The sequence below is a fragment of the uncultured Actinobacillus sp. genome (assembly GCF_945915845.1).
Taxonomy (GTDB): Bacteria; Pseudomonadota; Gammaproteobacteria; order Enterobacterales; family Pasteurellaceae; genus Exercitatus.
Window position 1 is genome coordinate 1 of sequence record NZ_CAMEFX010000053.1, and the last position, 11,888, is coordinate 11,888.

General features: G+C 39.8%; 10 protein-coding genes and 1 pseudogene. 9 read left to right on the forward strand and 2 right to left on the reverse strand.

Annotated elements, in window-relative coordinates; genetic code table 11:
- Positions 1–380, forward strand: a pseudogene (gene obgE / locus Q0O89_RS09460) (GTPase ObgE); the annotation flags it as partial.
- A 252-nt stretch (positions 381–632) separates the two neighbouring features.
- On the opposite strand, the gene Q0O89_RS09465 reads toward obgE, so the two are convergent.
- A complete protein-coding gene (locus Q0O89_RS09465; RefSeq protein WP_293731466.1) occupies positions 633–974 on the reverse strand; it encodes a DUF496 family protein in 342 nt (113 codons plus the stop codon).
- Positions 975–1,171: 197 nt separating this feature from the next.
- Here Q0O89_RS09465 and serC point away from each other — a divergent pair, with 197 nt between their 5' ends.
- From serC to xerD, 6 genes are all read left to right on the forward strand, one after another.
- Positions 1,172–2,260, forward strand: a complete 1,089-nt coding sequence (gene serC / locus Q0O89_RS09470; protein WP_293731467.1) for a 3-phosphoserine/phosphohydroxythreonine transaminase — start codon at positions 1,172–1,174, stop codon at positions 2,258–2,260.
- Positions 2,261–2,328: 68 nt separating this feature from the next.
- The gene (gene hisC, locus Q0O89_RS09475; protein WP_293731468.1) at positions 2,329–3,429 is read left to right on the forward strand and encodes a histidinol-phosphate transaminase; all 1,101 of its coding nucleotides are present in this window, start codon (positions 2,329–2,331) and stop codon (positions 3,427–3,429) included.
- Positions 3,430–3,612: 183 nt separating this feature from the next.
- On the forward strand, positions 3,613–4,911 hold the full coding sequence (aroA, locus tag Q0O89_RS09480) for a 3-phosphoshikimate 1-carboxyvinyltransferase (RefSeq protein ID WP_293731469.1): 1,299 nt from the start codon (positions 3,613–3,615) through the stop codon (positions 4,909–4,911).
- Positions 4,912–5,040: 129 nt separating this feature from the next.
- Positions 5,041–6,396, forward strand: a complete 1,356-nt coding sequence (gene lysC / locus Q0O89_RS09485) for a lysine-sensitive aspartokinase 3 (RefSeq protein WP_293731470.1) — start codon at positions 5,041–5,043, stop codon at positions 6,394–6,396.
- A gap of 128 nt (positions 6,397–6,524) precedes the next feature.
- On the forward strand, positions 6,525–9,005 hold the full coding sequence (gene plsB / locus Q0O89_RS09490) for a glycerol-3-phosphate 1-O-acyltransferase PlsB (RefSeq protein ID WP_293731471.1): 2,481 nt from the start codon (positions 6,525–6,527) through the stop codon (positions 9,003–9,005).
- Positions 9,006–9,014: 9 nt separating this feature from the next.
- Positions 9,015–9,908 carry a site-specific tyrosine recombinase XerD gene (xerD, locus tag Q0O89_RS09495; protein WP_293731472.1) on the forward strand — a complete coding sequence of 298 codons (894 nt, stop codon included), beginning with the start codon at positions 9,015–9,017 and terminating at the stop codon, positions 9,906–9,908.
- A gap of 79 nt (positions 9,909–9,987) precedes the next feature.
- Here the strand turns inward: xerD and Q0O89_RS09500 are convergent, their stop codons facing one another.
- Positions 9,988–10,251 carry a GrxA family glutaredoxin gene (locus Q0O89_RS09500; protein WP_059365476.1) on the reverse strand — a complete coding sequence of 88 codons (264 nt, stop codon included), beginning with the start codon at positions 10,249–10,251 and terminating at the stop codon, positions 9,988–9,990.
- A gap of 124 nt (positions 10,252–10,375) precedes the next feature.
- On the opposite strand from Q0O89_RS09500, the gene Q0O89_RS09505 reads away from it, so the two are divergent.
- Together Q0O89_RS09505 and ycfP are read left to right on the forward strand one after the other, a co-directional pair.
- Positions 10,376–11,296: a RimK family alpha-L-glutamate ligase gene (locus tag Q0O89_RS09505; protein WP_293731473.1), complete on the forward strand. Its 921-nt coding sequence runs from the start codon at positions 10,376–10,378 to the stop codon at positions 11,294–11,296.
- 41 nt (positions 11,297–11,337) lie between these two features.
- Complete coding sequence (gene ycfP, locus Q0O89_RS09510) at positions 11,338–11,877, forward strand: alpha/beta hydrolase YcfP (RefSeq protein WP_293731474.1); 540 nt, start codon at positions 11,338–11,340, stop codon at positions 11,875–11,877.
- Positions 11,878–11,888: the final 11 nt, after the last annotated feature.

An 11,888-nucleotide genomic window follows, 5' to 3' on the forward strand; every position in this document is an offset into this window, starting at 1 on the left:
AATATAGCGAAAAATTAGCGGATAAACCCCGTTGGTTGGTGTTCAATAAAATTGATACCATGAGTGATGAAGAAGCACAAGAACGCGCTAAAGACATTACAGAACGGTTAGGTTTTGATGAAGCGTATTTCTTAATTTCAGCGGCAACGGGCAAAAATGTGTCTGATTTAACCAATGAAATTATGGACTTTATTGAAGCTAATCCACGAGAAGTGGAAGAAGAAAATAAAGAAGCGGAAGAAGTGACATTCAAATGGGATGATTATCATCAACAAGCCATGGCAAATGCCGTGGAAGAAGACGAAGATGATTTCTGGGATGACTGGTCTGAAGAAGATGAGGAAGGTGTGGAAATTATCTATGAACGAGGTGGTAATTAATCTTTCACATTCTTTTCTATACAAAAGTGCGGTTGATTAGACCGCACTCAGACCGTTGACAAACCCTATACGAGCCGTATAGGGTTACATAATCTGAGCCGCTCTGCGGCTCTTCTATTCAGCCCCAGCGGGGCTGGGTTTAACGAACCTAGCACGGCTCGTGCTAGGTGGTTCCCCAAAGATGAGCTTTGTCAGCAATCCAAGTGCGGTTGATTTAACCGCACTTTTTGTTTATTTCAAATTGAATAGGAATTACTTTTCTTTTTTAGCTAATGCAGAATGTGAAGCTTTAAGCTCTTTCATACGCGTTTTTAATTCGCGGCGTTGTTTTGACATTTCTGCTGCTTTGATCACATATTCATCCACACGGTTTTCATAGTCATCATGCATATTTTCAATAATAGCGCGCACATCTGCGATAGTCATTCCATCTTGAATGTAGTCATTTAAGTTATCCAGTAACAACACGCGTTTTTTATTGTCACGAATCTTACGTTCGCAATCGTCAATGTCGCGAAGTAATTTATTGCGTTGACGAGTAATACGCACATATTCCAACGCATCTTGGAAGGATTGTTTGCTAGCATTTTCCATTATTTAAGCCTCGTTAAAGTAAAACAGACACCTTAATTTAGCGTTTTTTTTCTGTAACGTCAAAGTGTTAAGAACCATTTTGTGGTTTAGATCAAATTTTTTTCGAATTTGCGGAAAATTCGTTGCTTGATCAGGCTGATGGTGGTAAAAATACAAGCACTTTTTTCAAAATTATTTATAACTATTAGGAAGCAATCATGACACAAGTATTTAACTTTAGCGCCGGTCCTGCAATGATGCCTAAAGCGGTATTAGAAAAAGCACAAGCAGAATTATTAAATTGGCAAAATCAAGGCACATCTGTCATGGAGGTGAGCCATCGCGGTAAGTATTTTATGGGGCTGATTACGGAAGCGGAAAAAGATCTTCGCCAATTATTTAATGTGCCGGATAATTATAAGATTTTATTCTTACAAGGTGGGGCACGTGGTCAATTTGCCGCTATTCCTATGAATTTAGGTGGAGAAAAAGGGAAAGCTTTATATCTAAATAGTGGTCACTGGTCAGCGACAGCGGCAAAAGAAGCACGTAATTTTATTGAGTTAGATGAAGTGAGCATTATTGAGAAAGATGACAATGGTGTGATTGCCGTTAATCGTACGGATTTTAGCGACATTGCTGAGCAATATGATTATGTTCACTATTGCACCAATGAAACCATTACCGGTGTGCAAATTAAAGAGATTCCTAACGTAGGTAATGGGGTGCTTGTGGCAGATATGTCTTCAGATATTCTGTCTGAACAAATAGATATCAGCAAATTTGGCTTAATTTACGCCGGGGCACAGAAAAACCTAGGACCGGCAGGGATCACACTTGTTATTGTGCGTGAAGACTTAATCGGTAAAGCACGTCAAGCTACGCCGTCTATTTGGAATTATGAAACGCAAGCTAACGCAGATTCAATGATTAATACTCCGCCGACTTTTGCTTGGTATTTATGCGCACTTGTATTTAAACATATGTTGGCACAAGGTGGCTTAGATATTTATAAAAAGCGCAATGCAGAAAAAGCGGCATTACTTTATAGCTATCTTGATCAAAGTGCGTTCTATCGTAACTACATTGCCAAAGCAAACCGCTCTGTGATGAATGTGACTTTCTCAACGGATAATGACGAGTTAAATGCAAAATTTGTCGCGGAAGCAACCGCAGTAGGTTTGCAAGCCTTAAAAGGTCATAAAGTGTTAGGTGGTATGCGTGCATCTATTTATAACGCTATGCCTATTGAAGGTGTGCAAGCACTCATCGAATTTATGAAAAAATTTGAAGCGGAAAACGCTTAATTTGCTTATGTAAGGGCGAATGATATTCGCCCAATTTCTTGTGATTTTATAAAACTGCGGTCAACAATATGTCATTTTTACAACGAGCCAATCAAGGTGTGCAGTCGCTTTCACCTTATCAAGCCGGTAAACCTATTGAAGAACTCGAACGTGAGTTAGGTATTACTAATATCATCAAATTAGCGTCAAATGAGAATCCCTTTGGTTTTCCTGAGAGTGCGAAAAAGGCGATTTGCGCTCAGTTAGATGAATTAACACGCTACCCCGATAGTAATGGTTTTGAGTTAAAACAAGCAATCAGTCAAAAATTTAAGGTCAATCCTGAACAAATTACCTTGGGAAATGGTTCCAATGATTTACTTGAATTAGTGGCGCATACTTTTGCTTCTGAACAAGATGAAATTATTTATTCACAATATGCTTTTATCGTTTACCCCTTGGTAACCAAGGCTATTAATGCGATAGCGCGTGAAATTCCGGCTAAAAACTGGGGACATGATTTAAATGGTTTTTTAGCAGCCATTAATGAGAAAACCAAATTAATCTATATTGCGAACCCAAATAACCCGACTGGTAATTTCTTAACCGAAGCGGAAATTGATGCTTTTCTAGCAAAAGTGCGGTCGGATATTATTGTGGTTTTAGATGAGGCTTATACGGAATTTACTGCCGTTGATGAGCGAGTAGATTCTTTCGGATTATTAAATAAATACCCGAATTTAGTGGTGTCACGTTCTTTGTCTAAAGCCTATGGTTTGGCCGGTTTACGTATTGGTTATGCGGTTTCAAGTCCTGAAATTGCCGATCTTTTCAACCGTGTGCGTCAACCGTTTAATGTAAACAGCTTGGCTTTAGCCTCAGCGATCGCGGTCATGAATGATGATGCTTTTGTTCAAAAAGTCGCTGAAAATAATCGTCAAGAGCTTCAACGTTACGAAGCATTTTGTCAACAATATGGCTTGGAGTATATTCCGTCAAAAGGCAATTTTATCACCATTGATTTTAAACAACCGGCTGCACCGATTTATGATGCACTGTTACGTGAAGGCGTGATTGTTCGCCCTATCGCAGGTTATGGCATGCCAAATCATTTACGTATTAGTATAGGGTTACCTGAAGAAAATGCGCGCTTGTTTAAAGCTTTGGTGAAAGTGTTAAATCTTAAATAACCTTATTTACGATATTATGTAGCAGTTGCACAAGACGGTCGTTGAGCCTGTCGAAACGTAAGTCTTGTGCAGTAACCGCTGAAATGTCTTATGGTTCGACAAGCTCACCAACCGCCATTTCAGCTTTGTACAAGTGCCACATAATACCGCTTCTTTATATCAAGATAGACCGATATCAATACAATGGAAAAAATTACTTTAAACCCGATTAATCGCGTGGAAGGCACAATTAACCTTCCCGGTTCAAAAAGCCTGTCAAACCGTGCGTTATTATTAGCGGCGCTGGCTAATGGAACAACAAAAGTGACAAATTTGCTTGATAGCGATGATGTGCGTCATATGCTCAATGCGTTAAAGCATCTAGGCGTAAAATACACACTTTCAGAAGATAAATCTATTTGTGAAGTAGAAGGCTTAGGACGTGCTTTTGAATGGCAAAATGGATTGTCTTTATTTTTAGGTAATGCGGGGACTGCAATGCGCCCGTTAACGGCGGCACTTTGTTTAGCCAATTCTCATGCTGCACCGGCTGAAATTGTGTTGACTGGCGAGCCACGGATGAAAGAACGTCCGATTAAACATTTGGTGGACGCGCTTTTGCAAGCCGGGGCGGATGTGCAATATTTAGAGCAAGATGGCTATCCACCAGTGGCAATTCGTAATACTGGGTTAAAAGGTGGAAAAGTAAAAATTGATGGCTCTGTTTCTTCGCAATTTTTAACCGCGCTTTTAATGGCATCGCCAATGGCTGTGGCCGATACAGAAATTGAGATTATCGGTGAGTTAGTATCTAAACCTTATATTGATATTACTTTAAATATGATGAAGATTTTTGGAGTGGATGTTGACAACCAAAATTATGAACGTTTTGTTGTGAAAGGGAATCAACAATATCAATCACCGAAAACCTTTTTAGTGGAAGGGGATGCCTCTTCCGCCTCTTATTTCTTGGCGGCAGGCGCAATCAAAGGCTGTGTTAAAGTTACTGGTGTAGGTAAAAATAGTATTCAAGGTGACCGTCTGTTTGCGGATGTATTGGAAAAAATGGGCGCAAACATTACTTGGGGCGATGATTTTATCCAAGCGGAACAAGGTGAATTGGTTGGCGTAGATATGGATATGAACCATATTCCCGATGCGGCTATGACGATTGCAACGACCGCATTGTTTGCTAAAGGCGAAACCGTTATTCGCAATATTTACAACTGGCGAGTAAAAGAAACGGATCGTTTAATGGCAATGGCAACTGAATTGCGTAAAGTAGGGGCAACAGTGGAAGAAGGTGAAGACTTTATTCGAGTTCAACCTCTGGCACTTACTCAGTTCCGGCATGCAGAAATTGAAACCTATAATGATCACCGCATGGCAATGTGTTTTGCATTGGTGGCGTTGTCTAATACACCTGTGACCATTTTGGATCCAAAATGTACAGCAAAAACATTCCCGACTTTCTTTGATGAATTTTTAAGAATTTCACAATAAAATTTGATCTGTTTAAGGAGAATGCAATTATTTGTGTATTTTCCTTATTTTTTGTTTGACAAAATTAAATAAAATCATTATTTGTATAGTTATTCAAAATTTCACAACTATTTTTTACAGGAGTTATCTATGTCTCATCTTTCAGTGGCAAAATTTGGTGGTACGAGTGTAGCAAATCATGCCGCAATGACAGCTTGCGCCAAAATCGTTTTAGCCGATCCGAATACACGCGTAGTGGTACTTTCGGCTTCTGCAGGCGTGACGAATTTATTAGTTGCATTGGCAAATGGCGTAGATGCACAGCAACGTGCAAAATTAATAGGTGAAGTGCGTCAGATTCAGGAAAATATCTTAACTGAACTAAAAGACGACAGCTTGGTTCGTCCTGAAATTGAAGCATTGTTAACGAATATCGAAAGCCTTTCTGAAGCGGCTTCTCTTGCTACTTCTACGGCGTTAACGGATGAGTTAATTAGCCATGGTGAAATGATGTCAACCCGCATTTTCGTGGAAGTGTTGCGTGAATTAAATGCACAATCAACGTGGCTGGATGTTCGCTCCATCGTGGCAACAAATAGCCATTTTGGTAAAGCAGCACCGAATGATGAACAAACACAGAAAAATAGCGACAATATTTTAAAACCATTAATTGATCGTGGTGAATTAGTGATTACTCAGGGCTTTATTGGCCGTGATCCAAATGGTAAAACCACAACATTAGGTCGTGGTGGTTCAGATTATTCTGCGGCTTTAATTGCGGAAGTATTAAAAGCGAAAGACGTTTTAATTTGGACGGATGTAGCCGGTATTTATACCACTGATCCGCGTATCGTTCCTGCGGCACAACGTATTGATACCATGAGTTTTGCTGAAGCGGCAGAAATGGCGACTTTCGGGGCAAAAGTATTACACCCGGCTACCTTATTACCGGCTGTACGTAGTAATATTCCTGTTTATGTGGGTTCAAGTAAAGCACCACAAGATGGCGGTACTTGGGTAACACGTGATCCTCAACCGCGCCCAACTTTCCGCGCAATTGCGTTACGCCGTGATCAAACGCTATTAACGCTTTCGAGCTTAAATATGTTGCATGCGCAAGGTTTCTTAGCCAATGTCTTCAATATCTTGGCGAAACACAAAATTTCTGTGGATACCATTACCACTTCAGAAGTGAGTGTGGCTTTAACCTTAGATAAAACAGGTTCGGCGTCATCCGGTGCGGAATTATTATCGAATGAATTACTAACAGAATTAAGCGAAGTTTGCACAGTAAAAGTGGATACAGGCTTATCATTAGTAGCATTGATTGGTAATGACTTACACATTTCTGCAGGCGTAGCAAAACGTGTATTTGATTCGTTGAATGATTACAATATTCGTATGATCAGTTATGGCGCAAGCACGAATAACGTCTGTATGCTTGTTCAAAGTACGCAAGCGGATGATGTTGTGCGCGCATTACATGCTGAATTATTTGAAAAATAAAATTATCGTTATTTTCGTGAGCGAGTTCACAGAATTGTGGGCTCGCTCTTTTTTTAAGCTGAAAGCTGGGTCTTTTTATGCTAAACTCTGGTCGGATATGCTCTTAACCGACACAATGGAATTTAACTATGTCAGCACTCATCAATCTATATAGAAAATGCTTGGAATTTCCGTTATCTTTTTTAGTCAAAAATAACCCTATTCCACATTGTCCCATTGAAGAATTACAACTTAATACGGAACAACCTGTTGTTTACGTATTACCTTACACCTCACAAACTGATTTTGTGGTTTTCCGCAACAATTGTTTAAATATTGGTTTGCCGGACCCTTTAATCAATAATGAAATCGCTGGGAAATCCTTGCCGCGTTATGTTTTCTTAGATGAAGGGCGTCAATTTTTTAAATCGAAAGGCGTAAAAAAAGAAACGGAAAATATTTTTTATAATTATCTTGAATCTCACCGCACTTTAACGGAATTGGATGTTCAAGTGATTCCTGTATCCGTGCTTTGGGGGCGTTCACCCGGGCGCGAAGATAAAGGTTTACCTAATTTACGTTTATTAAATGGTATTCAGAAAACCATTGCCGCAATTTGGTTTGGGCGCGACACTTTTGTTCGTTTTTCTCAAGCGGTTTCTATGCGTTATATGGTGGAACATCATGGGGCCGATGAGCGTATTTCTCAGAAATTAGCACGTATTGCCAAAATGCACTTTGCTCGCCAACGTATTTCAGCCACAGGTCCACGATTACCAAATCGTCAAGCCATGTTTAATAAATTGCTACAATTACCCGTGGTATTACAGGCAATTGAAGATGAAGCAAAAGCGAAGAAACTCCCTCGGGAAAAAGCGCGTAAAGAAGCAGAAAAAATTCTGCATGAAATTGCCGCAGACACGAATCACACGAGTTTACGCCTAGCTGATCGTTTTTTAGGTTGGTTATGGAATAAATTATATCAAGGTATTCAAGTTGAGAATGCGGATCGTGTACGTAAATTGGCACTAGATGGACATGAGATTGTGTATGTGCCTTGTCATCGAAGCCATATTGACTATTTGCTACTTTCTTATGTGCTATATCATCAAGGTTTAGTCCCTCCACATATCGCAGCAGGTATCAATCTTAATTTCTGGCCGGCAGGTCCATTATTCCGTAGTTGGGGCGCATTCTTTATTCGTCGTACGTTCAAAGGAAACCGTTTATATTCAACCCTTTTCCGCGAATATTTAGCAGAGCTATTCCATCGTGGTTATTCTGTTGAATACTTTATTGAAGGGGGACGTTCGCGTACAGGTCGTTTGTTAACGCCTAAAACCGGGATGATGTCGATGACATTACAGGCATTGCAACAAAGCCAAACGCGTCCGATTTCTGTCGTCCCTGTTTATGTCGGTTATGAACACGTGATCGAAGTGGATACCTATGCTAAAGAATTGCGTGGTGCAGCGAAAGAAAAAGAAAACGCCGGCTTAGTGCTCCGTGTGATCAAAAAATTACGCAATTTAGGTAAAGGCTTTGTGAATTTTGGCGAGCCAATTACTTTAGGTGCTTATTTAAATCAGCATTATCCTGAATGGAAAGAAGAAACGGACGAACGTCCAACTTGGTTTAATAAAGCCGTGGATAGTGTTTCCCATCAAGTGATGATTAATATCAATAAAGCGGCTGCCGTCAATGCCATGAATTTAACCGGGACGGCCTTATTGTCATCACGTCAACGCGCCCTTGCTCGTGAACAATTATTAGAGCAATTAGGTAGCTATCAACAATTCCTAAAAAATGTCCCTTATTCAGAAGATGTAATCCTGCCAACGGAAACACCGGAAGAAATGTTGGAGCACGTATTGGGCTTAGATCGTGTGGGTGTTTTGGTGGAAAAAGATAATTTTGGTGAATTAGTGCGTTTAGAACGTAATTCTGCGGTGCTAATGACTTATTATCGCAATAATATTCAACATTTATTTGTGTTGCCGTCTTTGGTGGCAAGTTTAGTGTTACATTATGAAGCGATCCAAAAAGAGTTAGTGGTAGAGGCGGTAAGCAAAATTTACCCATTCCTTAAAGCGGAATTATTTTTGCATATTCCAACAGAAGACATTCAAGGGCAAATTGAGAAGATTATTGCGGAATTACAACGCCAGCAGTTAATTCATTGCTATGAAAATATGCTCAGCATTAACCGCTCAAGAGTACGTAGTTTACAATTATGGGCTTCAGCAGTACGTGAAATCTTACAGCGTTATACGATTACTATTAATATTTTACAAAATCACCCTGAAATTGGACGTGCAGTTTTAGAAAAAGAAAGTCAATCTGTGGCACAGCGTTTAGCGGTATTACATGGTATTAATGCGCCGGAATTTTTTGATAAAGCGGTATTTTCTACCTTTATTAATAGCTTAAAAGAAAATGGCTATTTTAATGATGAAGGTAATGCAGATGTAAGCAAATTGAATGCACTTTCAGATATTTTTGACCGTGTGATTTCTGCTGAAATTCAACTCACCATAAAAGGTGCGATTGATAAAGCAGATGAAGAGGCTTTTGCGGAAACGGAAGCAGAAAAAGCAGAGAATGCTAAAAAAGCAGAAGAGAATGAGTAAAGACTTTAGATGAAAGATAACGCGCTCATTGAACTTTTTCTTAACGAACTTTGGTTAGAAAAAGGTTTGTCAGAAAACACTATTCAATCTTATCGTTTAGATTTGACCGCACTTTCTAATTGGTTAGGCGGTCAATCCTTAACCTTATTAGATTTGGATCCGGTTGATTTGCAAGGATTTCTTGGTGAGCGCGTAAATCAGGGATATAAAGCAACGAGTACGGCACGTTTGTTGAGTGCGATGCGCCGATTGTTTCAGTATTTATATCGTGAAAAATATCGCACAGATGATCCTAGCGCAGTGTTAAGTTCGCCCAAATTGCCGAGCCGTTTACCTAAATATTTGACGGAACAACAAGTAGGGGATTTATTGCAAGCCCCTAGCACCGAAATTCCATTAGAGTTACGCGATAAGGCCATGCTTGAATTGCTTTATGCCACGGGGTTACGTGTTACAGAATTGGTTTCCCTTTCGATGGATAATATTAGTTTGTCGCAAGGTGTGGTTCGGGTGATAGGTAAAGGTAATAAAGAGCGAATTGTGCCAATGGGGGAAGAGGCAGCTTACTGGGTCGCAAAATTTATTAATTATGGTCGCCCGATGTTGCTGAATGGACAAAGTTCTGATGTGGTGTTTCCAAGTAAGCGAGCTGTTCAAATGACACGTCAAACCTTTTGGCATCGTATCAAGTATTATGCGGTTCTTGCAGAAATCGATAGTGATAGTCTTTCGCCCCATGTATTGCGTCACGCCTTTGCCACGCATTTGGTCAATCATGGTGCGGACTTGCGTGTTGTTCAAATGTTATTGGGACATAGTGATCTTTCTACCACGCAAATTTACACCCATGTGGCTAAAGAGCGTCTCAAACGCTTACATGAAAAATTCCATCCACGTGGTTAACTAGCGAGTAGTCAGAGAAAAAAGTGCGGTCAAAATCCTATTCGATTTTGACCGCACTTGTATAATGACGCGAAATGAATTATGCCACTACACCAAATTGTTCTTTCATCAATGCTTCAAAATCAGTACAGCCACCGATTGGTTTTTCATCAATAAAGATTTGTGGCACAGTTTCTACCGGTTTACCTACAGATTTAGATAAATCTTCTTTAGTAATGCCTTCTGCATGAATATCGACATAACGATAGTCAAAATCAGCTACTTCGCCTTTTAATTTTTCAGCGAGGTTTTTGGCACGAACACAATATGGGCAACCAGGGCGACCAAAGATAACTACGAACATATTTTTTCCTTCTGTTATGTAAAAAGTAATTTATTGTAAAATGTTGTCATCAAATAAGAAAGGGGTTTTCACCGAACTCTTTGATTGGTGTAATATATTAGTGTATTAAATAAATGGGATGAATATGAATTTTTTGCTGTTATGCCGAGAACCTCGCCTGTATAGTTGCCGGCGCTTACATGAAGCCGCACAACAGCGCGGTCATAAAATGGATATTTTAGATCCGAATCGTTGCCTATTAAAACTCACCCCAAATTCACCGCACTTTGACATTTATTATCAACAAGGTATTCAAGATGTTGCTTTTTTATTGTCGAGCTATGACGGTATTTTACCGCGTTTTGGCGTAACCAGTACACAAATGGGGTGCTTTGTTTTGCAACATTTTCAAGGTCAAGGCATCCCTTGTTTAAATCAGGAAGCCGCGGTTCGTTTGGCGCGGGATAAATGGCAAAGTTTACAGGTTTTAACTCACCAGAATATCCCTATTCCTCTTTCGACTTTTGCAGGCTGTGAAATATCTCAGCCTTTTCAGCAAATGGCTCTACCTGTGGTGCTTAAGCAGTTACAAGGAATGCAAGGTGAGGGCGTGATGTTAGCGAATACCTTGAAACAAGCGGAAAGTATCTATGTTGGCTCCCATTCCCCATTGTTAGTACAAGAATTTGTTGCGCAAGCTAGTGGCACGGATATTCGTTGTTTTGTTATTGGCGATGAAGTTGTGGCAACGATGCAACGACAAAGCCAACAACATGATTTCCGGGCAAATTGTCATTTAGGTGGAAAAGCCACGGCCATTGATATCCCTGAGTCGGCAAAACAGCTTGCTATTCGAGCGACAAAAGCCATTGGATTAGATGTTGCAGGTGTTGATTTAATTCAATCAGAGCGAGGCTATTTAGTGTTAGAAGTCAATGCCAGTCCTGGCCTTGAAATGATTGAGAAAACCAGTGGTGTGGATATTGCCGGAAAAATGATAGCTTATTTCGAGAGCAAGATCACAAAATTCAAAAAATCTTCAGATTTTTCACCGCGCTTTGCGTAAGATAAATAAAACCCGATAATCTGACATAAAAGGAGTACGTTATGATTATTTATTTACACGGATTTTCATCAAGCCATGCGAATGATTACGAAAAAATGATGCAACTACGTTATATTGATGAAGATGTCCGTTTTGTGAATTACAGCACATTGCATCCACGTCATGATATGCAACATTTACTACAAGAAGTACATAAATTAGTCTCAAAAACCGAGGATAAGTCCCCTTTGATTTGTGGTGTCGGTTTAGGAGGGTATTGGGCAGAACGTGTTGGTTTTCTGTGTGGAATTAAACAGGTTATGCTGAATCCAACCCTTTTCCCAAGTGAAATCTTACAAGATAAAATTGACCGACCTGAAGAATTTGAGGATATCGCGCTCAAATGTGTGACTAATTTCCGTGAGAAAAACAAAGGAAATGCGTTGGTGTTACTTTCAAGTCTTGATGAAGTGGTTAACGCGAATCGAAGTGCCGATGTGCTGGCACCTTATTACGACATTATTTGGGATGATATTGAAAGCCATGAGTTTAATAAATTCTCGCAATATATCTTACAGATAAAAGCGTTTAAGAATAGTTAAAAACATATTTT

Coding starts and splice junctions, on each gene's coding strand:
- Q0O89_RS09465 (WP_293731466.1), bottom strand. CDS start 974: ATGGAAAATGCTAGCAAACAATCCTTCCAAGATGCGTTGGAATATGTG.
- serC (WP_293731467.1), top strand. CDS start 1,172: ATGACACAAGTATTTAACTTTAGCGCCGGTCCTGCAATGATGCCTAAA.
- hisC (WP_293731468.1), top strand. CDS start 2,329: ATGTCATTTTTACAACGAGCCAATCAAGGTGTGCAGTCGCTTTCACCT.
- aroA (WP_293731469.1), top strand. CDS start 3,613: ATGGAAAAAATTACTTTAAACCCGATTAATCGCGTGGAAGGCACAATT.
- lysC (WP_293731470.1), top strand. CDS start 5,041: ATGTCTCATCTTTCAGTGGCAAAATTTGGTGGTACGAGTGTAGCAAAT.
- plsB (WP_293731471.1), top strand. CDS start 6,525: ATGTCAGCACTCATCAATCTATATAGAAAATGCTTGGAATTTCCGTTA.
- xerD (WP_293731472.1), top strand. CDS start 9,015: ATGAAAGATAACGCGCTCATTGAACTTTTTCTTAACGAACTTTGGTTA.
- Q0O89_RS09500 (WP_059365476.1), bottom strand. CDS start 10,251: ATGTTCGTAGTTATCTTTGGTCGCCCTGGTTGCCCATATTGTGTTCGT.
- Q0O89_RS09505 (WP_293731473.1), top strand. CDS start 10,376: ATGAATTTTTTGCTGTTATGCCGAGAACCTCGCCTGTATAGTTGCCGG.
- ycfP (WP_293731474.1), top strand. CDS start 11,338: ATGATTATTTATTTACACGGATTTTCATCAAGCCATGCGAATGATTAC.